General features: G+C 63.6%; 23 protein-coding genes. 11 read left to right on the top strand and 12 right to left on the bottom strand.

From position 1 onward, the window contains the following. Positions 1-12 precede the first annotated feature (12 nt). Entirely contained in the window at positions 13-576 is a 564-nt protein-coding gene (folE, locus tag O3300_RS27950; RefSeq protein ID WP_099666133.1) for a GTP cyclohydrolase I FolE, read from the top strand. Positions 577-633: 57 nt separating this feature from the next. Here folE and O3300_RS27955 read toward each other — a convergent pair whose 3' ends face one another. Next, positions 634-1452 carry a helix-turn-helix domain-containing protein gene (locus O3300_RS27955; RefSeq protein ID WP_369812331.1) on the bottom strand — a complete coding sequence of 273 codons (819 nt, stop codon included), beginning with the start codon at positions 1450-1452 and terminating at the stop codon, positions 634-636. A 194-nt stretch (positions 1453-1646) separates the two neighbouring features. On the opposite strand from O3300_RS27955, the gene O3300_RS27960 reads away from it, so the two are divergent. Next, positions 1647-2084, top strand: a complete 438-nt coding sequence (locus tag O3300_RS27960) for a hypothetical protein (protein ID WP_305054712.1) — start codon at positions 1647-1649, stop codon at positions 2082-2084. On the opposite strand, the gene O3300_RS27965 is transcribed toward O3300_RS27960, so the two are convergent. Then, entirely contained in the window at positions 2078-2443 is a 366-nt protein-coding gene (locus tag O3300_RS27965) for a hypothetical protein (RefSeq protein ID WP_046683244.1), read from the bottom strand. The two genes, O3300_RS27960 and O3300_RS27965, sit on opposite strands and share 7 nt — an antisense overlap. A gap of 73 nt (positions 2444-2516) precedes the next feature. After that, on the bottom strand, positions 2517-2945 hold the full coding sequence (locus O3300_RS27970; RefSeq protein ID WP_218965295.1) for an EamA family transporter: 429 nt from the start codon (positions 2943-2945) through the stop codon (positions 2517-2519). A gap of 288 nt (positions 2946-3233) precedes the next feature. Here O3300_RS27970 and O3300_RS27975 point away from each other — a divergent pair, with 288 nt between their 5' ends. After that, the gene (locus tag O3300_RS27975; RefSeq protein WP_305054713.1) at positions 3234-4880 is read left to right on the top strand and encodes a methyl-accepting chemotaxis protein; all 1647 of its coding nucleotides are present in this window, start codon (positions 3234-3236) and stop codon (positions 4878-4880) included. A gap of 16 nt (positions 4881-4896) precedes the next feature. On the opposite strand, the gene O3300_RS27980 is transcribed toward O3300_RS27975, so the two are convergent. Next, the gene (locus O3300_RS27980) at positions 4897-5322 is read right to left on the bottom strand and encodes a hypothetical protein (RefSeq protein WP_251351680.1); all 426 of its coding nucleotides are present in this window, start codon (positions 5320-5322) and stop codon (positions 4897-4899) included. Positions 5323-5510: 188 nt separating this feature from the next. On the opposite strand from O3300_RS27980, the gene O3300_RS27985 reads away from it, so the two are divergent. After that, complete coding sequence (locus tag O3300_RS27985) at positions 5511-6209, top strand: glutathione binding-like protein (protein ID WP_305054714.1); 699 nt, start codon at positions 5511-5513, stop codon at positions 6207-6209. A 7-nt stretch (positions 6210-6216) separates the two neighbouring features. On the opposite strand, the gene uraH is transcribed toward O3300_RS27985, so the two are convergent. Both uraH and O3300_RS27995 read right to left on the bottom strand, forming a co-directional pair. Next, positions 6217-6627, bottom strand: coding sequence for a hydroxyisourate hydrolase (gene uraH, locus O3300_RS27990; protein WP_305054715.1), 411 nt, complete (start codon positions 6625-6627; stop codon positions 6217-6219). 11 nt (positions 6628-6638) lie between these two features. Continuing rightward, positions 6639-7133: a heme-binding protein gene (locus O3300_RS27995; protein WP_305054716.1), complete on the bottom strand. Its 495-nt coding sequence runs from the start codon at positions 7131-7133 to the stop codon at positions 6639-6641. A gap of 138 nt (positions 7134-7271) precedes the next feature. Here O3300_RS27995 and O3300_RS28000 point away from each other — a divergent pair, with 138 nt between their 5' ends. Both O3300_RS28000 and O3300_RS28005 read left to right on the top strand, forming a co-directional pair. Continuing rightward, positions 7272-7982, top strand: coding sequence for a heavy metal response regulator transcription factor (locus O3300_RS28000; protein WP_289919929.1), 711 nt, complete (start codon positions 7272-7274; stop codon positions 7980-7982). Beyond that, positions 7979-9388, top strand: a complete 1410-nt coding sequence (locus O3300_RS28005; RefSeq protein ID WP_305054717.1) for a heavy metal sensor histidine kinase — start codon at positions 7979-7981, stop codon at positions 9386-9388. Before O3300_RS28000 ends, O3300_RS28005 begins: the two co-directional genes overlap by 4 nt. Before the next feature lie 138 nt (positions 9389-9526). Here the strand turns inward: O3300_RS28005 and O3300_RS28010 are convergent, their stop codons facing one another. The 3 genes from O3300_RS28010 to O3300_RS28020 all read right to left on the bottom strand — a co-directional run bounded on the left by O3300_RS28010 (position 9527) and on the right by O3300_RS28020 (position 15850). Continuing rightward, complete coding sequence (locus O3300_RS28010) at positions 9527-12865, bottom strand: DEAD/DEAH box helicase (RefSeq protein ID WP_305054718.1); 3339 nt, start codon at positions 12863-12865, stop codon at positions 9527-9529. A 174-nt stretch (positions 12866-13039) separates the two neighbouring features. Further along, entirely contained in the window at positions 13040-14752 is a 1713-nt protein-coding gene (locus O3300_RS28015) for a methyl-accepting chemotaxis protein (RefSeq protein WP_305054719.1), read from the bottom strand. A gap of 207 nt (positions 14753-14959) precedes the next feature. Continuing rightward, positions 14960-15850 (bottom strand): LysR family transcriptional regulator, encoded by an 891-nt coding sequence (locus O3300_RS28020; RefSeq protein WP_305054720.1) that lies wholly within the window; start codon positions 15848-15850, stop codon positions 14960-14962. A gap of 124 nt (positions 15851-15974) precedes the next feature. On the opposite strand from O3300_RS28020, the gene O3300_RS28025 reads away from it, so the two are divergent. After that, on the top strand, positions 15975-17156 hold the full coding sequence (locus O3300_RS28025) for a serine hydrolase (RefSeq protein ID WP_305054721.1): 1182 nt from the start codon (positions 15975-15977) through the stop codon (positions 17154-17156). After that, entirely contained in the window at positions 17153-18343 is a 1191-nt protein-coding gene (locus O3300_RS28030) for an MFS transporter (protein ID WP_305054722.1), read from the top strand. The genes O3300_RS28025 and O3300_RS28030 overlap by 4 nt, the downstream gene beginning before the upstream one ends. Here O3300_RS28030 and O3300_RS28035 read toward each other — a convergent pair. The 3 genes from O3300_RS28035 to O3300_RS28045 form a co-directional block, all read right to left on the bottom strand. Further along, positions 18308-18853: a DinB family protein gene (locus tag O3300_RS28035; RefSeq protein WP_305054723.1), complete on the bottom strand. Its 546-nt coding sequence runs from the start codon at positions 18851-18853 to the stop codon at positions 18308-18310. The two genes, O3300_RS28030 and O3300_RS28035, sit on opposite strands and share 36 nt — an antisense overlap. A 31-nt stretch (positions 18854-18884) precedes the next feature. After that, positions 18885-19484, bottom strand: a complete 600-nt coding sequence (locus O3300_RS28040) for a MarC family protein (RefSeq protein WP_077398149.1) — start codon at positions 19482-19484, stop codon at positions 18885-18887. Positions 19485-19600: 116 nt separating this feature from the next. Further along, positions 19601-20389 (bottom strand): helix-turn-helix transcriptional regulator, encoded by a 789-nt coding sequence (locus O3300_RS28045; RefSeq protein WP_305054724.1) that lies wholly within the window; start codon positions 20387-20389, stop codon positions 19601-19603. 101 nt (positions 20390-20490) lie between these two features. Between O3300_RS28045 and O3300_RS28050 the strand changes: the two genes are divergently transcribed. From O3300_RS28050 to O3300_RS28060, 3 genes are all read left to right on the top strand, one after another. Beyond that, the gene (locus tag O3300_RS28050) at positions 20491-21405 is read left to right on the top strand and encodes a DMT family transporter (protein ID WP_305054725.1); all 915 of its coding nucleotides are present in this window, start codon (positions 20491-20493) and stop codon (positions 21403-21405) included. A gap of 41 nt (positions 21406-21446) precedes the next feature. Further along, on the top strand, positions 21447-23063 hold the full coding sequence (locus O3300_RS28055) for a toxin-antitoxin system YwqK family antitoxin (RefSeq protein WP_305054726.1): 1617 nt from the start codon (positions 21447-21449) through the stop codon (positions 23061-23063). Positions 23064-23413: 350 nt separating this feature from the next. After that, positions 23414-25147, top strand: coding sequence for a methyl-accepting chemotaxis protein (locus O3300_RS28060; RefSeq protein WP_251351665.1), 1734 nt, complete (start codon positions 23414-23416; stop codon positions 25145-25147). Positions 25148-25149: the final 2 nt, after the last annotated feature.

The raw sequence follows: 25149 nt of genomic DNA on the forward strand, positions 1-25149 counted from the left end.
GGGTGGTTTAGCATGTCTCAAGAATTCTCCGAAAACGACTGGCGCCGGCTCATCAGCAGCTTTGGTGAAGATCCGCAGCGTCCTGGCTTGCTGGAAACGCCGGCGCGCGTGGCAAAAGCCTGGAAGCATTGGACCTCCGGCTATGGCCAGGACCCGGTCGATTTGCTGAAAGCCTTTGAAGATGGCGCGGAACAGTACAACGAGCTGATCGTCGTGCGCGGCATCCCCGTCTACAGCCATTGCGAACACCATCTGGCGCCGTTCTTCGGCAAGGCCACCATCGGCTACGTGCCCAACGGCAAGATCGTCGGCCTGTCGAAACTGACGCGCCTCGTCGATTGCTTCTCCAAGCGCCTGCAAGTGCAGGAACGCATGACGATGCAGATCGCCAATGCCTTGATGGAAGTGCTGGAACCGAAGTCGGTGGGCGTGGTCGTACGCTGCCGCCACCTGTGCATGGAAAGCCGCGGCATCCGCACGCCGGGCGAAGAAACCATCACCTCGGCCATGCTGGGCGAGATGCAGCCGAACCTGGCGCTGCGCACGGAGTTCCTGGCACTGGCGCGCGAAGTATGATGATTTAAGCGATGATGCAGGACGAAGGCGGCATATGCCGCCTTTTTTTATGCGTTTTTATATTCTCCTGGATTCCCGTTCCGCCAGGTAGCGGGCCGGCGGCTTGCCCACTGCCTTGCGGAACATGGTGACAAAACCGCTGGTATTTTCATAGCCGAGTTCCAGCGCTACCGCTTTCACGCTGCGCCCTTGCGCCAGCCGTTGCAAGGCCAGGATGACGTGCAATTGCCGGCGCCAGCGGCCCACGCTCATGCCCATTTCCTCCAGGGATTGCCGGGTCATGCTGCGCTCGCTCATGCCGATGCGGCTGGCCCACTCGGCCAGCGTGCGTTTATCGGCAGGGTGCGCCAGCAGCAGGGCGGCCAGGCGGCGCAGCCGCGCATCGCGCGGCATCGGCAAATGCAAGTCTTCCACGGGTGCGGCCGCCAATTCATCGAGCAGGGTGAACACCAGGCGTTCCTGCGCGCCCTGCAGCGCGGCCAGGGTGGGAAAACCGGCCGCCTTGGTGATCAGTTCGCGCAGCAATGGCGAGACGGCCACGGTGCAGCAGACGGCGGGCAAGGCCGGCGCCATGCCCGGCTCGACAAACAGGCAATAACATTGCGCCTCGCCCACGCCCTGCGCCGCGTGCATCAGGCCGCCCGGTATCCATACGGCGCACTGGGGCGGCACGATCCACACGCCGCTTTCCACCTCGCAATGAATCACGCCACGCGTGGCATACAGCAGCTGTCCCTTGCGGTGCTGGTGCGGCGCCTGTTCCGCATCCTCGGGCACGCTGGCCAGGCCCACGGCCAGCAAGGGACGCAGCACGCCATCGACATCGAAATCGAGGATGGAGGCGTCGTCGTCCAGGCCCAGGCGGGCCGTCAGCATGCTGGGCAAGAGGGGATGGGGCATGGGAAGACTTTGGCTGGATTGAATAATATTGTGGCTATTTTATGCAATGACGCGCAGCACTGCCAACGCTATCGTATGGGCATCCGCAGCCCCGCTTCCACGGCAACCGCCGCCGCCAGTGTTCTGATGAAGGTGAGGAGGAACGGCAACCCCCTTGAAGGAGTCATCCCATGCAACTCGATTTTTCCACATTCCCCCTCGTCTGGATGCGCCGCGACGGCGCGGCAGATACCCAGGCCGATGTGCTGTTTGCCCAGTTCGACGCGCTGCTGGCGCGCCGGCAGGCGTTTGTCATCCTCAGCGAAGAAGGTTTTGACGAGGACGGGCATGAACACCCGCAGGCGGAGCGCAAGCGCGCATCGCTGTGGATGAAGCAGAACAAGGCCGCCATCCGCGCGTATATCCAGGGCATGGTGCTGATCGAACCGAGCGCCGCCAAGCGCCTGGCCGGCAAGGCCTTTGCCGTTCTATTTGGCAAGTTCTGGGGCTATCCCCTGCATTTCGGCACCAGCCGCGACGATGCGCTCGACATCGCCCAGCATTTGCTCAGGGCGTGGCTGCCGCCGCAACTGCCGCCGGGCGGCGGCAGCACGGCTGCGCATCAGTAGCGGTAGTCATTAATAAAATGCTTGGTGAAGTTGTACTTGCTGCCGCCGTCGAGCAAGTCGACCAGGCGTTTCGGCGCCGAGGCCGACATGAAGGCGTCGGCCGCCCCACCCGTGCTGCGGAACTTCATGCCGGGGCTGAGGATCTGGTTGGCGCCGATCTTCAGGTGCTGGAAGCTTTTCGTTTTTTCATTGTTGAGGATGAAGTGCAATTCCTGCTTGAACGTCAGGAAGGGGATCTTCAGCCACCAGCCTTCGTCCGTGCCATAGCTGGCGACGCTGGCAAAGTGCGTGTTCTTGTCCGTCAGGGTGGGTTTGCCCAGGCGGTCGTTGATGCGTTTCATGGCTTCATTCTTGGTCATGCTGTTCTTTCGTGATTCGATCTATGCGGCGTGCATTCTGACACAGGCGCGCCGCCGCGTGCCGTGGAATGCGTCACAGCAGCAAAATCAGCGAGCCGAGCACGATCAGGCCGCCACCGAGGGCCCCTTTCAGCGTGAACGGTTCGCCCAGCACCAGCCAGCCAGCCAGCATCACCAGCGCCACGCTGAGCTTGTCGACGGGCGCCACCAGCGACACGGGCCCCAGCTGCAGCGCGCGGAAATAGCATAGCCACGACAGGCCCGTGGCCACGCCCGAGGCGATCAGGCAGGTCCAGCCCACCCAGTTGCCGCCGGCGGGGCGCTGCCATTCCGCGCGCAGCGAGATGATGGCCGCCGTCACCAGCAGGATGACGCCCGTGCGTATCAAGGTGGCCATGTTGCTGTTCAGGTGGGCCACGCCCAGCTTGCCCAGGATGGCCGTCAGGGCCGCGAACACGGCCGACAGGATGGCAAAGCCTTGCCAGCTCATGGTGGTGGACATGGAACTCCTTGCGCGGTGGGGAATGGGAGTGACTGTAGCGCAAAAGAACGGCGGCCGCTGGCCCCAATTTTATTGCAACGCACCATCAATTCTCATCAATTGTCGCAACGCATTAACAACACTGGGCAAAATTCATTGCTTCCCGGCATTGTAAATATCGGTCGTTCGAGCGTATGCTGAAGCAGTCTGAACGGTGCCGCCAGAGCACCGTCGCCGCCGCATTCCTGGCCAGCCGAGCTGGAAGCGGGCCACGCCCCTTTGCCGCAAATAGATAGTTGGAGACACAGCATGAAGAAATTGACGTTCCAGCAAAAGTTATGGATTCCCCTGATTTGCAGCCTGTTGTGCATCACCGTTATTTTTGTCTATAACGCCCTGGAAGTGCGCAAGATCCGCATCGAAGAGCGCAGTGCCGACCTGAGCAATGCCGCCGACCTGGGCCTGGGCGCCGTCAAGATGTTCGGCGACCTGGCCGCCAGCGGCGCCCTGACGAAGGAAGAAGCGCAGAAGCAAGCCACGGCCGTCATCAAGAGCATGCGTTTCGGCGAGACCGGTTATTTGTCCATCATCAACCTCGATGCCGTCGTCGTGATGAATCCTGCCGCGCCGCAAACGAACGGCAAGAACATGTCGGATTTTAAAGATGCCAACGGTACTTATCTGTACCGCGACATCGTTACCGTCGGCAAGAGCGATGCGGGCAAGGGCTTCGTCCATTACTATTTCCCCCGTCCTGGCCAGAAAACCCCCGAACCGAAGATGAGCCGCGTGGTGGCCTACAAGCCATGGGCCTGGACCCTGGTGGTGGGCGTGTACATGGATGATATCGATGCGGCCTTCCGCCAGTCGCTGCTCACCTCGCTGGGCGTGCTGGTACTGGTATGCGGCTTGCTGGCGGCCGTCGTCGTGGTGATCAACCGCAGCCTGCGCCATGCGCTGGGCGGCGATCCCGAGTATGCGGCCGACGTGGCGGAAAAGATCGCGAATAACGATCTGAGCGGCGCCGTGCGCACGCATGCCAATGACCGCCACAGCGTGCTGTACGCGATGAAAACCATGCAGGCCAACCTGGTCGATGCGATCAGCGAGATCCGCCACAGCGCCGAGACGATCGCCACGGCATCGAGCGAGATTGCCAGCGGCAATATGGACTTGTCGGCGCGCACGGAAATGCAAGCCAGTTCGCTGGAAGAAACGGCCGCCTCGATGGAGGAACTGACGTCGACCGTGACACAGAACGCTGGCAACGCCGTGCAGGCGAATGAACTGGCGCAGTCCGCTTCCGCCGTGGCGCGCCAGGGCGGCGCCGTGGTGGCGCAAGTGATCGGCACCATGGATACCATCAACGCTTCGTCGCGCAAGATCGTCGACATCATCGGCGTCATCGACGGCATCGCCTTTCAGACGAATATCCTGGCCTTGAACGCGGCCGTGGAAGCGGCGCGCGCGGGCGAGCAGGGACGCGGCTTTGCCGTGGTGGCGTCGGAAGTGCGCAATCTGGCGCAACGCTCGGCCGGCGCGGCGAAGGAAATCAAGGAATTGATCGGCGCTTCCGTCGACAGCATCGCGGCCGGCAGCACCCTCGTCGCACAGGCGGGCACGACCATGGACCAGGTGGTCGCTTCCGTTTCGCGCGTGACCGACATCATGGCCGACATCACGGCCGCCTCGCACGAGCAAAGCACGGGCATCGGCCACGTCAACCAGGCGATCACGGAGATGGATAGCGTGACGCAGCAAAATGCGGCACTGGTGGAAGAGGCGGCGGCAGCGGCGTCGAGCATGCAAGACCAGGCGGCCGTGCTGGCGCAACTGGTGGCGCGCTTCAAGCTGTCGGCGCAGGAATCGGGGACGGCGCCGCGCCTGGCGGCAAGCTCGGCTGGCGCGCCACGCGTCGTGGCGAAAAAGCCGCTGCGCAGCCTGGCAGCGCGCTAGGGGTTTCGTTCAGGACTTACTGGGCGGGCGCCGCCGCTTGCGGCGCCGGTTCGAATTCCAGCTTGTCATCGACGACCACGAATTGCCCGATCGGCTGGCCCAGGTCGGCTTTCGGGTCGTTTTCCATTTCCGTCAGCTCATTGCAGGTATTCGTTTCCGCCTGCCACAGCTGCTTGCCCATGCGGATATTCCATATGCCGTCGCCGGCCGCAAACAGCTCGACGGTGATGTCGGCCGGCGCATCCGTCGACAAGGTATGCAGGCGCTGGCATTGCGGCAAATTGGTCGCCATCAGCTGCACTTCCACGGTATCTTGCCAAAAATAACGTTGCTGGCGGCGCACGGTCAGGGAATGGTCTTGTCCATCGAACATGTAGATGGCGAAGTCCTGGACACAGCCTGACAGCAGGACGGACAGCGTGACGATCAGGAGTTTGCGCATGGTCGGCTTTCTTTGTTTGTGCTCTGGAATGTCGGGATGCCTGCGTGACGGCGCGAGTGGGCGCTTGCCTCGCTTGGGCGCCGTCTTGTTTTTCGCTTACGTGGCATTATATCCATGCATATCAGTTGCGGCGCGACAATAGTGATGCGGAGGCCGCCTGCCCTACTTATCTACCTGGAAAGACCACGATGATCGACCTGTATTACTGGACCACGCCCAACGGGCACAAAGTGACGATGTTCCTGGAAGAAGCGGGCATCCCCTACAAGCTCATTCCCGTGCATATCGGCAAGGGCGAACAGTTCCAGCCCGAGTTTCTCGCCATCGCGCCGAACAACCGCATCCCCGCCATCGTCGACCAGGCGCCGGCAGATGGCGGCGCACCGCTGTCCCTGTTCGAGTCGGGCGCCATTTTGCAATACCTGGCCGAGAAAAGCGGGCAATTCCTGCCGGACGACGTGCGGGGACGCGCCGAAGTCATGCAGTGGCTGTTCTGGCAAATGGGCGGCCTGGGGCCCATGGCCGGGCAAAACCACCATTTCGTGCAATATGCGCCGGAACCCATCGAATACGCCATCACGCGCTACGTGAATGAAACGAACCGGCTGTACGGCGTGCTGAACAAGCGCCTGGCGGACCGTACATTCGTGGCCGGCGACAACTATTCCATCGCCGACATGGCGATCTACCCGTGGATCGTGCCGCACGCCCGCCAGCGCCAGAAGCTGGAAGATTTCCCGCACCTGGCGCGCTGGTTCGCGGCCATCGCCGCCCGTCCCGCCACCGTGCGCGCTTATGCGCGGGCGGCCGAAATCAATGTGCAGCCCACCGTCAGCGGCGACGCGAAAAGCGTGCTGTTCGGACAGACGGCGAAGACGGTGGCGTGATCGACGGTCAGTTTCCTCGGTAAGTGGAAAAACCGAAAGGACTGAGCAGCAAGGGAATGTGATAGTGCTGGTCGGTCTTTTCCACGTGAAATTGCACGGGGATTTCCGGGAAAAAAGTTTCCTGTTTCAGGCGCGCATAGTGCTCGCCTGTCTTGAACACGATGCGGTAGTCGCCCGTCTGCATGGGCGCATCAGCCGGATACATGGCCGCGATGCGCCCCTGCGCATTCGTCACGGCGCTGCTCAATTGCTTCCAGTCATCTCCCTTCTTGTGCTCCAGGGTTACCGTCACGCCCGCCGTCGGCTGGCCGCTTTGCAAGTCGAGGATGTGCACGCTCAAGGGATTGGCGGCGGCCAGGGCCGTGCTGGACAGGCTGGCGAAGGCCAGGGCGGCGGTGATTTTTTTCAGACAAGTCATCGTTGTTGCTTTCAAGGTGGGGTGGAATCGAGTTCAGGGAGGGCGGCCAGCGCCGCCTGGGCGCAGGCACGGTCTTGCAGGGCGCCACCGCCACCGGCGACGCCGATGGCGCCGACCACCTGCTCCTGTGCCATCAACGGCAAGCCGCCGCCCAGCAGCAACAGTTCCGGCACGGTGGTCAAATTGCTCATGTCCGGATTGTTGCGGGCGGCCACGGCCAGCGCATAGGTATCGTTTTTGGTGGACAAGGCCGTGTACGCCTTGCGCCGGCTGGCTTCCGTGTTGTGCGGTCCGACGCCGTCGGCGCGCTGCACGGCGACGACATTGCCGCCATGGTCCAGTATGGTGACGACGATATGCCGGCCCTGCGCCTGGCACGCGGCCATGGCCGCGCTGGCCAGCTTGTTGGCCGCCGCCAGCGACAGGTCATTGATATTGCGCAATTGCGCGTGGGCGGGACTGGCCAGCAGGCACAGCAGGGTACTGCCAAAAATAAGGGCTTTCATGTGGCGTCCAGGAAACAAGATGACGCCAGTATGGCCAGGCTTGCCCTACGGGAAGATGATCGCCGCATGACATTTTTATCATCCGCGGCGGCGTGCGTGCGGCGTAAAATGGTTTCATATTCCCATTAGAAAGCCGCCATGCGCATCCTGGTCATTGAAGACGAACCGAAGACGGGCGACTACCTGTTGCGCGGCCTGGCCGAGTCCGGTTTCACGGTGAGCCTGGCGCGCAACGGCCGCGACGGCCTGCACATGGCCGGCAGCGAGGCGCCCGATCTGATCGTGCTCGACGTCATGCTGCCCATCATGGATGGCTGGCAAGTCTTGCGCGCGCTGCGGCTGCAGGAGGGCGGCGCCGATGTGCCCGTGATTTTCCTCACGGCGCGCGACGAGGTGCAGGACCGCGTGAAAGGGCTGGAACTGGGCGCCGACGATTACCTGGTGAAACCGTTTGCATTTGCCGAACTGGTGGCGCGCATCCGCACCCTGTTGCGGCGCGGGCCACCGCGTGAAGACGACGTCATCCGCATCGGCGACATGGAAATCGATGTGATGAAACGCAAGGTCAGCCGGCAAGGCCAGCGCATCACCCTGACGGCCAAGGAATTCGGCTTGCTGCATCTGCTGGCGCGGCGCCAGGGCGAAGTGCTGTCGCGCTCCATCATCGCTTCGCAAGTGTGGGACATCAATTTCGAGAGCGACACCAACGTCATCGATGCGGCCATCCGCCGCCTGCGCAGCAAGCTCGACGACCCCTTCGAACCCAAGCTGATCCACACCTTGCGGGGCATGGGCTATGTCTGCGAATTGCGCGCGCCGACCGTACCCGACAGCGGCGCCGGCGCATGAAATTCTCGCAACTGCGCCGCTCGCTGACCCTGCGCGTCACGCTCGTGTTCGTGCTGATCGTGGCGCTCGTGTCGGCCGGGCTGGGCATGCATCTGTACCGTTCATTTGTGGCGGAAATCGAGCGCCGCGACGACATTTTATTGCTGGGAAAACTGCGGCAAATCCAGCAGTTGCTGGGCAATGCGGGCACCCTCGATATCATCCGCGAGCGGCCCCAGTATTTCCGCGACACCATGAGCGGGCAAGAGAATTCCCTGGTGCGCATCGTGCGCGCCGATGGCACGCGTTTGATCGATGTCAACCCGCACGGCGAGATGGTGGCGCATGCTGTTCCCGTGGCCGTCGATGTCCCCGTGACGGCCGGCGACATCGTCAGCTGGATCAGCCGCGACGGTTATCCGGCCAGGGTCGTGGCGGCCAGCGCGCGCATCGGCGATCCCGCGCAGATGGCCGACATTTCCGTCGCCCGGGTCTATGGCGACCGCACGGCCATGTTTGCCGCCTACCGCTGGCAGATCGTCGTATCGGTGGCCGTCAGCGCGCTGGTGGCGGCCTTGCTGGCCAGCGTGATGTTGTTGCGGGGATTGCGGCCGCTGCGCAATATCGCCGCGCATGCGGCTCTCGTGCGGCCGGGCAAGCTGGAGCAGCAACTCGATGCGCGCGGGGCACCGACGGAGCTCTTGCCCTTGATCCAGGCGCTGAACGCCATGCTGGCGCGGCTGCAGGAAGGCTATGCGCGGCTGTCGCAGTTTTCCGCCGATCTCGCGCATGAATTCCGCACGCCCGTCACCAATCTGCTGGGGCAAAGCCAGGTGATGCTGGCCCGCCCCCGCAGTGCGCACGAGTATGAACAGCTGGTGTCGTCGAATGTGGAAGAGCTGGAGCGGCTGTCGCGCATGATCGACAGCATGCTGTTCCTGGCGCGGGCGCAGCAGGATGAAATGGTGCTCGTCAAGCAAGTCTTGCCCGTGCAGGATGAGTTTTTAAGGCTGGCCGATTTCTTTGAAGGCTTGGCCGAAGAGCGCGAGCTGGCGCTGGCTTGCCACGGCAGCGGCGCGGTGACGGCCGAGCCGCAACTGCTGCGCCGCGCGCTGGGCAATTTGCTGTCGAACGCCATCCGCCATGCGGCGCCCGGCAGCACGATACTGCTGCGTTCGCACGCGACGAACGAGGGTGTGGAATTGAGCGTGAGCAACCTCGGTCCCGCCATCCCCGCGCGCCACCTGCCGCACCTGTTCGAGCGCTTCTACCGCGCCGACCCGGCCCGCAGCGATTCGGCCGCTTCCACGGGATTAGGATTGGCCATCGTCACGGCGATCATGCAGTTGCATGGCGGCAGCGCGAGCGTGGCGTCCGACGCGGCCGCCACGACGTTTACCCTTGTTTTCCCCGTTGAGAACGCCTGATAAAACCGTAGCGAGCACAAGAGAGGTTCGGCGCCCCCATTGTGTCGAGACGCGGAACTGTGCGCAGGCACGGCGCCCCCGAGGCAGTGGGCATCGGAGGCGGCAAATCGCGATGCGCAGCAGGTTTGCTCAGGTGTTTTACCCCATTTCCACCAAAAACTCATGCATGCCCGTATGCGGCAATTGCGCGCAGGCGGGCGCAAAGTGCGGCAACTGTCCCCACAGCAGCGGGTTGCCGACGATGTACACATGGTGTTGCGCGCGCGTCAGGGCCACGTTGAGCAGGTTCGGCGTGGCCGCCGCCCATTGGGCGGCGCCGGCCGTGCTGTCGTCGGCGCCGAGGACCAGCATCACCACGCTTTGTTCCTTGCCCTGGAAGGTGTGCACGGTGCCCGCCATCTGGCTGCTCCACTGGCGCAATTCGCGCGCCGTCGGCGCCTTCCCATAGCCGAGGCGGCGGTCCCAGTCCATGTTGACGATGCGCGAGCGCAATTCGTTGCGCACGGCCTTGAACGGCGTGATCACATACATGTCGGGCAACTTGCCGTCGCGGCGGTACAGTTTCAACAGCACTTCCAGCACGAAATCGAGCTGCACGGGCACCACCTGCTTGTAGCTGACGGGGCCGACGGCGTCGATCCAGCAGCTTGGGCCACGCGTCAGGCCACGCGCGCCGGCCGGCGGCGTGCGCTCGGCCAGCCCGTAGACCATCTTGTCTTCGTAGGCGATGCTGTTGGCCAGCGAAAACATCGGTTCCACGCAGCGGCGGTGCACGCGCAGGGGGCTGCCTATCCACAGCGGCTGTGCGCTGCCGGCGCCGACGACGGCGCCATAGCGGTTGGCCTTGTCGGCCAGGGTCTGCACGGACACGGACGTTGGCGCATAGCTGCCATCGCGCGTGTGCGGCGACAGGGCGGATAAGGTTTGCACGAGGCGGCCCGGCACCGTGAATACGGGTTCGATCTGCAGCGGGTCGCCCACGACGACGGCGCGCTTGGCGCGCCACAGGCTGCCCAGCGCCGCTTGCGGCACGGCCTGGCCCGCTTCATCGATGAACAGCCAGCCCAGCGATTCGGGACCCATGCCCTGGAACTGGCGCGCGAACGAGGCAAACGTGGTCGACACGACGGGCACCACCATGAACAGGCTGTGCCACACCATGGCGATATGCGACTGGTCATAGGCGCGCTTGTTTTTCAGCAATTTGGAGACGGCCAGCAAGTTGCCGCCAAAGCCGGGTCCGCCCTTCTTCGCCACCTCGGCCAGCCACGCTTCATGCAGGGCCAGGGCCTTGGCGAACAGGCGCGAGCGCAGGCGGCCCAGCGCCGGTTCATGCCACAGGCCGCCAATTTGCAGGGCGTCGCCGTCCAGCGCTTCCAGTGACTCCGGAGCGACGATGGTGGGGAAGCGCATGCGCGCGCGGCGCAGCAGTTCAGTGCTGTCATCCCATTCGCGCTGGCGCGATTGCGCCGTGCGCAGGGCGATGTGCAGGCTGTTGCGGGCGCGCTCGCAGCGCGGCTCCAGTTCGCCTTTCAGCAGCAGCTTGATGGCGGACACGTCGCGCGCAGCCTGGCGTTGCGCTTCGGCATTGGCCACGACGGCATCCTTGTAGGCGCGCGCCGGGGCCGTGCGGAACAGGCGGGCAAAGAAACCGGGCTGCGTCAGCGCCACCAGGCGTTCCTCTTCCAGCAAATCCTTCTTGCTGGCGAGCAAGGTGTCCTGCTGCGTTAGCGCGCCGGACAGGGCGCCGTTGGCCGCATCCATTTCTTGTTCCGCGGCAATTAGCGCGTGCTGGCTGGCCTCGATGAAATCGGCTTCCGTGCAGGTACCCACGGTTTGCCACAGGGCCGCGTATTGGGCGTGTTCGGTCAGGGCCTTTTCCACCACGTGTTCCGTCTCGCGAAATTCGCGCGCGGCCTGGGCGAAGCTGACGCCCTGGTAGCTGGCCAGCCACTGGCGGATATTCTGCGCGTTCGGCGTCTTGCGCGGCGTGGTCTTGTCCCAGTCGTCGTCATAGAAATTGCTGACGAAGCGGCGGCGGTTCGCGCTGTTTCCCAGCGCACAGGACATCAAGCCCCATGGCGCTTCCGCCTCGCCCAGGGCGCGGTTGGCGCCATTGCCATCGGCCACGACCCGGCGCGCCACGCTTTCAAAATAGCGCGTGCGCGCCCATTCCTTGCCTAGCTGCTTCGGTTTTGGCAGGTCGCCGGAAATGTTTTCCACCGCCGCGTTATTCGACGAAGCGACGACCATTTCAAAGCCCGTCAGTTCCGGACGCAAGCGGGCGATGGTAATCGGGTCGCGCACGCCTTCGAAGGCCACGGCCACCTTGCCGATGAAGGCGTCGCCGGCGCGGTCCAGGCAAGACAGCACGCTGGCGCGGCGCACGATGTTGTCGGCGAACAATTCACGCAGCAAGGTCGTCTTGCCCGTGCCCGGTGGGCCGTTGAGGGAAAAAATGCCCCGTTCATGCAAGCCCGTGCGCGCGCCGTGGATGGCGAACTGCTGCATCAGGCTCATGGCGTAGCTGGCGTCTTCCAGCCAGTGTCCGCGGTTCATATGGGCCGGATTGAGCATGGCGGCCAGCGCCTGGCGTCCGGCCGGGCTGTACAGGTCGATGCGTTCATCCTGTGCCAGCGGCGTCAAATAGGCGGCGACCGTCGCGGGCAGCTTGCCGCCACGCAAGGCGCGGATGATTTGTTCCAGGTCATCCAGGTAAAAACTGTTGAGGATATCGATCGAGGGTTCCACCGCGTCGCCGAAGTCCAGCGTGCGGTTCTGGCTGGCCTCCAGCGTATCGGCGTCCGTCGCGGCCACGCGTTTCTTGCGCGTGCGTAATTCCAGCACGGCCAGCGGCTGGCCGGCGGACGGGCGGAAACCGGCCCAGTCCATCAGCAGGTCGGCCAGGGCGGCGATTTCCATGCCGGACAGGGGCGACGAGACATTGCCCGCCTCGTCCGTCACCGGCTGCGGTGCGCGGCTGGCCGCGAAGTTGCGCAGGCTGTCTTGCAGCGCCAGCTGGCTGTCGCTGAAGGCGTCCAGGCTCAGGCCGGACCAGTCCGGCGTGCGGGCGCGGCCCAGGGCCCACGGCAAGGTCGACACGGAGACGGGATCGAACTGCGGCTCGCCCAGCGCATTGAGGTTCAGGCGGGCAAAGCACGAGCGTCCCAGCAGTTCTGTTTTTTCTGTTTCGGCAATGTTTTCCGGGCCGTTGGCCGGCGGACAAGCCTTGTTGATTTCGGCCTTGTCGAACACGCCGAGGAACAGGCTGAAGCCGTCGATCTCGCGGTCGGACGGCACTTGCCATTGCGTGGCGAACTGCGGCGGCAATTGCGCCAGCTGTTCGCGCTGCAGGAGGCGCACGGTGGACGGGTCTTCAACGTCCGTGATTTGATTCAGGTCAAACGGGATAAAGAATTCGATCTTGTGCCAATACTCCAGGATAGCCAGGAGGCGCTGCTGTTCTGCCTGATTCATGATGACCAATATTTTGTAAAGCGAGCGAGGATTGTAAAGCGTATGCGCGGTGCACGTTTTGCACTTTTGTCTATTGCGCGGGCTTTGCCGCAAAAAAAGTGATGATTGCGGACGAAAAAAAGCCAGGCAGCAACTTCCTGCCTGGCTTTCCCGTGGTGAGGATGTTGCTATTGGTTAAAACTCTTCCCATTCGCTCTCGGCGCTGGCATTGCTGCGGCGTGCCGGCGCGGCCGCCACGGCCTTGCGCGCGGGCGCGGGCCGGGTTGCGGGAGGCGCGATTTTTGCCGCCGCTGGTGCCGCTGCGGTGCGTACCGGCGTCAACTTGGGTGCGCTGGCGACATGGTTGCCGGTTTTAAAGAATCCCACCACGTGGGCCAGCTCGCCCGCCTGTTCCTGCATGCTTTGCGAAGCGGCGGCTGCCTCTTCCACGAGGGCCGCGTTTTGCTGCGTCACTTCATCCATCTGGGCAATGGCCATGTTGATCTGTTCGATGCCGATGGTCTGCTCGTGCGTGGCGGAAGTGATTTCGCCCATGATGTCGGTCACGCGCACGATGCTGTCGACGATGTCGCCCATGGTCTGGCCTGCTTCATTGACGAGGCGCGAACCCGTGTCCACGTTGGCGACGGACGCGGCGATCAATTCCTTGATTTCCTTGGCGGCCGAGGCCGAACGGTGGGCCAGGTTGCGCACTTCCGTGGCCACGACGGCGAAGCCGCGTCCCTGTTCGCCCGCGCGCGCCGCTTCCACGGCCGCGTTCAAGGCCAGGATGTTGGTCTGGAAGGCGATGCCGTCGATGACGCCGATGATGTCGACGATCTTGCGCGACGATGCATTGATGGTGCCCATGGTGTCGACCACTTGCGAAACGATGCTGCCGCCGCGCACGGCCACTTCCGACGCGCTTTTCGCCAGCTGGTTCGCCTGGCGCGCATTGTCCGCGTTCTGTTTCACGGTCGAAGTCAGCTCTTCCATGGCCGACGCCGTTTCTTCCAGCGAACTGGCTTGCTCTTCCGTGCGTGACGACAGGTCGAGGTTGCCGGCGGCAATTTCGCTCGACGCCGTGGAAATCGCCTCCGTGCCGTGGCGCACTTGCGCCACCACGCCCAGCAAGCTCGTGTTCATGGCTTTCAAGGCGCCCAGCAGGCGGCCCGTTTCATCGCTGGAATTGACGACGATGTGCGACGACAGGTCGCCCGAGGCCACGGTTTCGGCCACGCTGACGGCCGCATTGATGGGCTGGGTGATCGAGCGCGTGATGATCCAGGCAACGAACGCGCCCAGCAGCACGGCCACGCTGCCCAGGGCTATCATGGAAGCGCGCGCGCTCGTGCTCAGCGTTTCGGCGTCCGTCGCCGCCTGCGCCGCCTGCTGCGCTTCATAGGCGACCAGGCTGTCGAGCGCGCCCAGCACGATCTTCAGGCTCGGTGCCGCCTGCTGCGTCAAAAAGGCGATCGCTTCTTCCGTCTGGCCCGCATTGCGCAGTTCGATGACCTTGTTGTTCAGCGGCGCGCCCGATTTCAGGGCCGCGTCCAGTTCGGCCATCAGCGCCGTTTCCTTGTCCGTCGAAATCTTCTTTTGCAAGGTTTCCTTGGCCGCGCCGTATTTCTTGCGCGCTTCGCCGATCTTGGCCAGTTCCGCCTGCACCAGCGCTTCCGTCGGCGCCACCACAATGCTCGTGATCGCCAAGGTAATGTTGCGCACGTTGTCGCTCATGGTATTGGCGGCCGCCATCTTGACGTTCTTGTCGGCCACGATGTCGTGCGTGCGCGCGCTTAATTGCCCCATGGAATACAGGCCGACGAGCAAGACGGCCACCAGCAGGCCGAGGACGACAGCAAACCCGATCCCGAGCCGGGTGCCGATTTTGAATTGTGTGAGTGACATGATTGCTTTCGTGTTGCGGAAGTGAAGGAAAACGTCGACAGGCCAGGGCTACGGGTTTATACGTAAGGGCGACCAGCCTGTAATTGTTCCTCAAAATTCCGCACTGCAATACAAAAACTTGTATCAAGTCCCCGAAAAGTTTAAAAATTGGTAGCAAATTAAATAAGTTGTCGTGTGGAAACAACGAGCGCGGCGCAGGATGCGGACTCAGCTTTCCGGAAACACGTGCGTGGCCAGGAAGTCGATGAAGGCGCGCAGTTTCGGCGTCAGGTGGCGGCTGCTGGGCCACAGGATGCGAAAGGTCCCGTCGTGCCGGCGGTGCGCGTCCAGCACCGGCTGCAAGCGGCCGCTAGCGAGCGCCGCGCGCACGGCAAAGTCGGGCAGGGCGGCGATGCCCAGGCCGCTTTCGGCAAAGTGCAGCAGGGTCTCTACATTGTTGCAGTTGAGCAGTGCCGGCAAGCCCGCCGCTTGCAAGGCGGGCCATTCGGCCAAAGGCCAGGCCTCGACCTTGCCGCTGCTGGGAAACTTGTACAGCAAACAAGTGTGCTGCGCCAGGTCGGCGGGCAGCGCCGGCGTGCCGTGCTGCGCCAGATAGGCGGGCGCGGCCACCAGCTGCAGCTGGAACTGGCCCAGCTGGCGGCTCATCAAGCGGCTGTCGGCGCTTTCGCCCGCGCGCACGACGGCGTCGTAGCCTTCCTCGATGACGTCGACCCGGCGGTCGCTGAAATCGAGGTCGAGTTCCACCAGCGGATAGGCGCGCGCAAAGGCCGCCAGCACGGGATTGAGCAGGCTGCCCACTTGCGGCAGGCTGACGCGCAGCCTGCCTCGGGGCGCGCTCTTGCTGCTGGATAATTCCTGCTCGGCCGCCTCGATCTCGCCCAGGATGCGCCGGCAGCGTTCGAGAAACACGGTGCCTTCACTCGTCAGCGCGATGCTGCGCGTGCTGCGCTGAAACAGGCGCACGTCCAGGCGCGCTTCCAGCCGCGCGATGCTCTTGCCCACGGCCGAGGCGGAAATGCCGAGCACCCGGCCCGCCGCCACGAAGCTGCGCGTTTCGGCTGCTTGCACGAAGGCCGTGAATCCCGCCAGGTTATCCATGTCGTTTCCGTTTCATCACCGTTGATTGCGGATGTCAACGTCCGCACAGACAGAAACTATAGCCTGTTTTTCTTTGATCGCGCCTGGCTTACCTTGGCAGCCTGATCATTTGAAAGGCTCAGCCATGATGTACAACTTCTCTCCTGCGGCCTTGTCCGGCCGCATCGATGCCTTGCTGGACCTTGTTTTGCAGCGGCAGCGCCTGGCGGGCGCCGTGGTGCTCGTGCGCCACCGTGGCCAGGACGTGTATCGCCGCGCGGCCGGCCACCTGGACCGCGAGGCGGGCACGCCCATGGTTGAGGACGCCATCTTCCGCCTGGCGTCCGTCAGCAAACCCATCGTCTCGACGGCCGCGCTGGCGCTGGTGGGGCAGCAGCGCCTGGGCCTGGACGACCTGGTGGCGCGCTGGCTGCCGTATTTTGCGCCGCGCCAGCCGGACGGCGCCGTGGCGGCGATGACCGTGCGCCACTTGCTCACGCACACGGCTGGCCTCGATTACGGCTTCTTCCAGCCGCCGGGCGGCGCGTATGCGCAGGCGGGGGTGTCGGATGGCATGGATGCGTCCCGTATTTCCCTGGAGGACAACCTGCGCCGCCTGGCTACCGTGCCGCTCGCGTATGCGCCGGGCGAGCGCTGGGCGTATTCGATCGCCACCGACGTGCTGGGCGCCGTGATCGAAGCGGTGACGGGCTTGCCGCTGGCGCACGCCGTGGAATATCTGGTGACGGCGCCGCTGGCCATGCGCGACACGGGTTTTTTTACTGCGGACCCGGCGCGCCTGGCCGTCGCCTATGCGGACCGCGCAGCGGGAGAATCCCGGCCGCGCCGTTTGCTGGACGCGGGGGAAGACTATCTGCCGTTTCTCGATGGCATGGCAGGTTTTACCTTGTCGCCGGCCCGTGCCCGCGATGCGCACGCCTACCCGTCCGGCGGCGCCGGCATGGTCGGTTCCGCCCCTGACTTCATGCGCCTGCTGGAAACCTTGCGGCTGGGCGGCGCGCCGCTGTTGCCGCCAGCGCTGGCGCGCCAGATGGGCGAAAGCCAGACGGGGGATTTCGACTTGCCGTTCTGGCCCGGCCGCGGCTTCGGTCTGGGTTTTACCGTGCTGACGGACCCGCTTGCCGCCGCCACGCCCGAGTCGGCGGGCAGCTGGCGCATGGGCGGCACGTATGGCCACTCGTGGTTTGTTGACCCTGCGCAAGAATTATCCGTGGTGGCGTTCACGAATACGGCATTGGAGGGCATGGCGGGGCCGTTCGTGACGGAGCTGTGCCAGGCAGTGTATGGCGTGGAGCAGGGGCAATGACCCGCCCGCACCCCATCGTTTTCCTCGCGTTGGGCTTGTTCGGCGTGTATTGCATCGAGTTTGGCGTGGTGGGTATCTTGCCGATGATCATGCAGCGTTATGCCGTGACGGCCGCGCAGGCGGGCTCGCTGGTGAGCCTGTTCGCCCTGGTGATCGCCGTGGGCGGCCCCTTCCTCGTGCTGCTGGCCACGCGCTGGCGCCGCAAGAACGTGCTGATCGTTTCCCTGCTCGTGTTCGCGCTGGCCAGCGTGGCCTCGGCCTATGCGCCCCGCTTCGAACTGTTGCTGGCGCTGCGCATCGTGCCGGCCCTGTTCCATCCCGTGTATTTCTCGCTGGCCATGGTGGCAGCCGCCGCCCTGTATCCGCCACGCGAGGCGGCGCGGGCCGGCGCGCATGCGTTCACGGGCACCAGCATGGGCATGGTGCTGGGCATTCCGCTGACCACCTGGATCGCCGCGCAATATGGGTATGAGGCATCGTTCCTTGCCTGCGCCCTCGTCAATGCCCTGGCCGCGCTGGGGCTATATGTGTTCTTGCCGGACACCCCGCAGGCAGCGCCGATGACGTATGGCCGCCAGCTGGCCGTGCTGCGCAAGCCCGCCCTGTGGTTCACCATTGCCGCCGCCGTGCTGGTGTTTGCCGCCATGTTTGCCGTGTATGCATATGCGGCCGCTTACCTGCAGCAGGTGGCGGGCTTGTCGGCGCGCCAGACGGGGCTGGCGCTGGTGGTGTTTGGCGTGGGCGGCGTGGCGGGCAATCTGTTTGCCGGACGCCAGCTGGGCACGCATGTGCTGCGCACGGTGGTGCTGCAGCCACTGCTGCTGGGGCTGGCGTACTGGCTGCTGTACCGCCATGCGGGAGCTGGTCTCGGCTGGGCGCTGCTGGCCGTCTTGCTGCTGTTCTGGGGCGCGGCGCACACGAGCGGACTGATCGTCACGCAAGTGTGGCTCAGCAGCGAAGCGCGCGAGGCGCCCGCGTTTGCCATCGGCGTGTATATCGCCGCCATCAACCTGGGCGTGACGATGGGCGCGCTGGCGGGCGGCGTGGCCATCGCCCGCTACGGTATGCAGGGGGCGATGGCTTGCGGCGGGCTGTTCGGTGCGCTGGCGCTGGGCTTGATCTTGCTCAAGGCGTGGCGCTACCGCCCATCGTCAGTCTTGAATATGGTTGGGGATGCGAAACAGTAGATCCGTGTCGCCGATGTCCACGCCCGCCTGCGACAGCAGGGTGCTGGCCTGGCCCCGGTGATGGGTCTGGTGATTGAAGAAATGCATGAGCAGGCTGAAAAATTCGCGCCGGTTCGGCCCCTTGCTGTTGCGATAATCGAGCAAGTGGTCCAGGTCTTCTTCCCGGATGGAGGCGGCCCAGTCGACGATGAGCCGGTCCAGCCATTGCCGGTGCGCGTGCATGGCGGCAAAATCTTCGGCTGCGAACAGCGGGTGCGTGAGCGACGCGGGCGGCGTGATGGCGCGGATGGGGTCGAGCAGGGGGAAACCGGCCGGGTGCTTCGCATAGCGCTGCAGCCACAGGGTGTCGCCCACCATCACGTGGTTCAGGGTGGCCAGCAGGGAGCCGAAGAAGGCGCCCCGTTCGCGGCTGAGCTCTTCGGGCGGCAGGCTGGCCGCCGCCGCGTAGACCTTGGCATTCATCCACTGGTTGTAATCGGCCATCAGACAAAGGTGGGCGCAACGGCTCATGCTGGACTCCTTCAGTGGATGAATGACTATGTTAAACGGATTTCAGGAACGCCCGTATGCCGGCGAGCAACATTTCAATGGCCATCGCCGTCAGGATCAAGCCCATCAGGCGCTCGAACGCCGTCATGACCCTTGGACCGAGCGCCCGTTGCAAGCGTTCCGCGCACAGGAAGACGGCCAGCCAGACGGCGGCCACGGCCGTCAAGCCCGCCACGTGGGCGATGACGTCGTTCATTTCATGCGAGGAAAACAGCAAGACGGTCGCCAGGGCCGACGGGCCGGCCAGCGCGGGGATGGCCAGCGGCACGATGAACGGTTCGCCGCCCATCTCGTGGTCGCTATTGCCGGCGTTGGGCTGCGGAAACACCATGCGCATGGCGATCAGGAACAGGATCACGCCACCGCCGATGCGCAGAGCCACTTCCGACAATTGCAAGGCATTCAGGAAATGGCGGCCGAAGAACATAAACAGCAGCAAGATGCCGAAGGCGATCATGCACTCGCGCACCACGACTTTCCAGCGCCGCTCGACCGGCACACGCTTGAGGGCATTGACGAACAGGGAAACGTTGCCGAACGGATCGGTGACGAGCAAGAGCAGGATAAAAGTCTGGAAGAAATTCTGTGTCATGGTGGTGTGATTGAGGTCAACACCGCTGCCAGGATGGGCGCGGTGCGATAAGGCTTGCGATGATAACAAGAGCGGCGGCTATCGCCCATGATTATTGATGCATAGCAGCATTTTTTTTACGCAGCGATGACTTTTGCCTGGTAAAACGCGGTGGGCGTGGTGCCGAAGTGCTTCCTGAACATGGCGGTGAACGCACTTTGGCTCGTGTAGCCATTGTCCATGGCCACGTCGATGACCTTGCTGCCGTGCGCCAATTGTTCCAGCGCCCGCAGCAAGCGCGCCTGCTGGCGCCACTGGCCAAAGCGCATGCCCGTCTGTTTCTGGAACAAGCGGTGCAGGCTGCGCTCGGTGATCGCCAATTCCTGCGCCCAGTACGCCACCGTCTGCTGTTCGCCCGGTTGCTCCATCAGCCGCGCGCAAATGCCGCGCAGGCGCGCATCGATGGGCAGCGGCAGGTACAGGGGCAGCACGGGCAGGCTGTCGAGCTCGTGCAACAGCAATTGCAGCAGATGCCAGTCGCGGCTGCCTTCCGTGAAATCGGGCGCGATGTCGACGGCCGCCACGATCAGTTGCCGCAGCAGGGGGCTGATGTCGAGCACGCAACTATGGCGCGGCAGCAATGGCGAGCTGGCGCAATCGATGAAGACGGTGCGCATTTTCACGGCGCCGCTCATGCGCACCTGGTGCGCGATGCCGGGCTGCAGCCACACGCCGCGCGTGGGCGGCACCACCCAGCGCCCGCCCTGCGCTTCGATGGTCATTACCCCTTCGATGGCGTACAGCAATTGCGCATGCGTGTGGCGGTGCACGGAAATCACGTGGCCATGCGCATAGTCGACGGCCAGCGCCATGGCGCGCGCCGTGACGGGCAGCAATTCCTGAAAGGCGGGCGAGGAACAATCCATGAAAGAGGGTCAGTTTTGCGATAGGTGTGGACATCTTAGCGCGAGAAAGCGCGGCGCGCCTGCGGCATGATGGTTCCCCGCAACTATTCTCGGAGTGACACATGCCCGTGCGCGCCTATCTGTACCCGTTCCTGGCCATGCTGCTGTGGGCCGGCAACGTCGTCGTCTCGAAGCTGGCCGCGTCCAGCATCGCCCCCACGGCCATCACTTTTTACCGCCTGGTGCTGGTCTTGCTGGTGATGACGCCGTTTATCGCCCGTCCCCTGTGGCGCAACCGCGCCGCCCTGCGCCGCCAGTGGTGGCAACTGGCCCTGTGCGGCGTGATGTCGATGGCCCTGTTCCAGAGCCTGTCCTACCGCGCCGCCGAATCGACGACGGCGACGAATATGGCCATCGTCACGGCGCTGGCGCCCCTGATGACGGCCCTGCTCAGCGTGCTGCTGCTGGGCGAGCGCCTGACGCTGGGCATGGCGGCCGGCGGCGTGCTGTCGTTTGGCGGCTTGCTGTACCTGGTGGGGCGCGGCGACGTGCTGGCCTTGCTGCAGCAGGGCGTGCATGCGGGCGATGCACTGATGCTGCTGGCTTGCTTGATCTTCGCTTTGTACGGCGTGCTGCTGCGCCGCTGGCGTTTATCGATTCCCGCCTGGCAAGCCATTTATTGCCAGGCCTTGGCGGCGCTGGCCTGCATGCTGCCGCTGTTCCTGCTGTTGCCGCCCGGCAGCGCCAGGCTGGACGCCACCACCTTGCCGCTGATCGGCTATGCGGGCATCGGTTCGTCCATCGTGCTGTCCTACCTGTGGATCGAAGGCGTAAAACTGCTGGGGCCGAACCGCTGCAGCATTTACGTCAACCTGCTGCCTTTGCTGACGGCTTTGCTGGCCATCGTCTGGTTGCACGAAAGCATGCATGTGTACCACCTGGTCGGCGGCGGGATTTCGCTGCTGGGCGTGCTGCTGGCGCAGACGGTGCAGCGGCCCCTGTGGCGCCAGCGTCCTCGCGTGTCCGGTCTTGCCTGAACAGCCATGCATAATGGCGGTTTTTCGGCAGTGGAGTTGACATGCGGCAAACATTTTGGATGAGCACGATGGGGGCGCTGCTGGCGCTGGGAAATGCGGTGCCGGCGCAGGCGGCGCGTTTCTATGAAGGCGTCCCCATGGCCACCGCCAAGGTTGTTGAGCGCCGCGACGGCGGCGTGGTGCTGGCTTTCCTGCGGGAAAACGGCGAAGTCAACGGCTACTATTGCCAGTGCAAGGGCATCAGCGACAAGCGCATGAATCTGGACAAGTATGGCAAGGCCAGCATCGCGGCCGTGTTCCAGGTTGACCTCGACAGCGAAGGTGAAACGACGTTCGTGCTTAGCCGCAGCGCTGGCAGTGGCATGGCGTATGGTTTGCATGCCTACCGCTACGAATCCAGCGGCGGCAAGATGTTCAAGGTCGCCGCCCTGCAGCCCACCTTGGACGCCCTCGTGCGCGGCGCCAAGGTCATGGATGAAGCGCGGGTGCGCGCCGCGCTGGGCCGTTTGCAGCTGATCGACTACAGCATCGATTACGCGCCCACGGGCGTGGCCGAGTTCGACGCCATCGAGCATGGCCATGGCACCCTGGTCGGCTATTTCAATATCGATGGCGAGTTATTGCCCGGCAAGCCGGCCGATAAGCCCGCGTTTGCCTATAAAAAAACTTTCCAGGAGAAAGATGGTCATTTCCTCACGGTCACCTATCTGCTGGGCAAGGGCTGGCAAGGGGGGCGCGCGCCCAGTTATCACGCCAAGTGGATCACCTGGGAAACGCAGCCGCAGCATTTTGCCGCCAGCCAGGATGGCTTGTTTATCGAATATGACGTGAATTGCTGCGTGGGCAGCGTGTTTGCCCGCGGCCAGTATGCGCATGGCAAGCGTATCGGCGTATGGCACTACGAAGAGCCGAACACCATCCGCTCGTCTGGCGCCTTTGTCGACGACAAAGCGGAAGGACCATGGACGTATGAAAGCGGCGATGAAACGACGACGGGACAGATGCTCAAGGGCCAGCGTACGGGCCGTTGGGAAGTGAGTCCTGGCGTGGCCGAATGGCGCGAAGCGGACATGCACAGCTTCACCGGTTACGACCATTTCGTGAAAGATCGCCTGGACGGCCCCAGCGAGCGCCGCATCGATGGTGTGGTGCAATGGCAGGGCAACTATGTGAACGGCAAGAAGCAGGGCCAGTGGGTGGAACCTGGCGGTGGCGGCGGTTATGTCGACGACGTCAAGCAGGGGCCGTGGAAGAAGGCGACGCCGGACGGCGGCTGGCAAGTGCTGACCATGCTCGATGGCAAACCGGAAGGCAAGCTGGAACAATACGGGGCCGATGGCCAGCTGGAACTGGTCGAACATTACCGCCTGGGCAAGCTGGAAGGGCCGATGGAGAGTTTTTATCCGGATGGCAAGCGGCGCTACCAGGGGGCGTTTGTCGACGGCGAGCGCGATGGCGCAGAAACTCTGTTTTATCCCGATGGCGAATTGCCGCAATTTCACCGCAACTGGCAGCAGGGCGTGTTGCATGGCGTCAACGTCGAGAATTTCCAGAACGGAAAACCGAAGCAGATCGGCGCCTACGACATGGGCAAGAAAACGGGCCGCTTCCAGTATTTCCGCGACGATGGCCAGCTAATCGAAGAAACCATGTATTAACTTGCTGACTAGCATAAATGGCATTCCGCCGCGACCGCGCACGACAGCGGAATGCCAGTTCTGCGCAAAAAACATCATCCACTTGTTACAAATCGTGAAAATCCATGCTGGATGTTGCTACTGGTAATCTTTCCCTGTATCTTGCAGTCAGGAAATTAAAAGTACGGGAAACCTCAACCTCGTTGCCCTGTATTGCACTCCTGACGATATGCGCGGGCCGCCTTCCCCCCTGCTGCCGCACACGCCGTATCGACCTGTCCTGAACAATTCACGTGACCCGCCCATCTGGCGTTTGCCGCTATCTCGTCCGGCATGCGCAGGCATGGTTGCGCCCTTACCAAGGAAACTGCATGTTGTCGAACATAACAATAAAAATGCGCCTGATCGCCACCATGAGTGTGCTGGGCTTGCTGATCGCTGTACTGGGCGTCATGAGTATCATCAGCCTGAAATCGGCCAACAACAGCCTCAACGAGGTCTACAGCAATCAGCTGGCATCGACGCAAGCGATCGGCGAATCGCAAATTGCCCTGGGCCGCGCCCGTTTCACGATGGATCGCGTGATGGTGCACCCGGATGCGCCGGATGCCAAGGATACCCTGGCCCGCGCGGAACAATTCCTGGAAGCGTCCAACAAGTCCTGGAAGGTGTACCTGGGTTTGCCGCAAAGCGCGGATGAAAAGCGCCTGTCCGACGATATGGACAAGAAGCGCAGCGACTATATCAACAACGGCGTGCTGGTCATGAGCAAGGCTTTGCGTGAAGGCAACATCGAGCAAGCGGACGGCTTGATGATGAAGGGGCTGACGCCGCTGTACCGCACCCTGGACCAGGCCGCCGAAACATTGACCCAATACCAGGCCACGTCGGCCGCCGCGATGTATGCGGAAAGCCAGTCCAGCTACCACACGCAGGTGACCATGGCCATCGGCGGCATGATCGTCGGCGCCTTGCTGACCATCATTTCCAGCATCCTGCTGCTGCGCGCCATCTTTGGCCCGCTGGACCAGGCCCTGCGCCATTTTGGCGCCATTTCCGACGGTAACCTGGCCAACGACATCGTCATCACGCGCCACGACGAGATGGGCGCCTTGCTGACGGGCTTGCAGAAAATGCAGGAACGCCTGTCGAGCACCGTGCGCGGCGTGCGCGACGGCAGCGGCGCCATCGCCACGGCCAGCAATGAAATCGCCTCGGGCAACCTGGATCTGTCGAGCCGCACGGAGCAGCAAGCGTCGAGCCTGGAAGAAACGGCATCCTCGCTGGAAGAGCTGACTTCGACCGTCAAGCAGAATTCCGACAATGCGCGCCAGGCGAACCAGCTGGCCGTCTCCGCATCGGACGTGGCCGTCAAGGGTGGCGCACTGGTGGCGCAAGTGGTCGATACCATGGGCACCATCAGCGAATCGTCGAAAAAGATCGCCGACATCATCGGCGTGATCGATGGCATCGCCTTCCAGACGAATATCCTGGCCTTGAACGCGGCCGTGGAAGCGGCCCGTGCCGGCGAGCAAGGCCGTGGCTTTGCCGTCGTCGCCACGGAAGTGCGCAACCTGGCGCACCGCTCGGCCAGCGCCGCCAAGGATATTAAAGTGCTCATCGAAGCGTCGGTGCAGAACGTGGGCGCCGGCAGCGCGCTCGTCAGCCAGACGGGCACGACGATGGATGAAATCGTCTCCAGCATCCGCCGCGTGACGGACATCATGGGCGAAATCAGCGCCGCCGGCCGCGAGCAGGAACTGGGCATTGGCCAGATCAATCAAGCCGTGGCGGAAATGGATACCGTGACGCAACAGAATGCGGCGCTGGTGGAAGAAGCGGCGGCCGCCTCGGAATCGATGCAGGAGCAGGCGGCGGCGCTGGCCGAAATGGTCAGCATTTTCAAGCTCGACGCCAACCATAGCGGTCCGGCAGCGGCCAAGCCTGCCTTGCGCAAGCCTGTCGTGGCCGCCGCCAGCACGGCCTTGAAACGCCCGGCGTTGCGCCTGGCGCCGGCCGGTGCCGCCGCTGCCCCTGCTGCCGCCGCCAAACCGCGTCCGGCCAAGCCTGCCGCGGATAACAGCGGCGAGTGGGAAGAGTTCTAAGT

Source organism: Janthinobacterium sp. SUN206 (genome assembly GCF_030587305.1).
GTDB lineage: Bacteria > Pseudomonadota > Gammaproteobacteria > Burkholderiales > Burkholderiaceae_D > Janthinobacterium > Janthinobacterium kumbetense.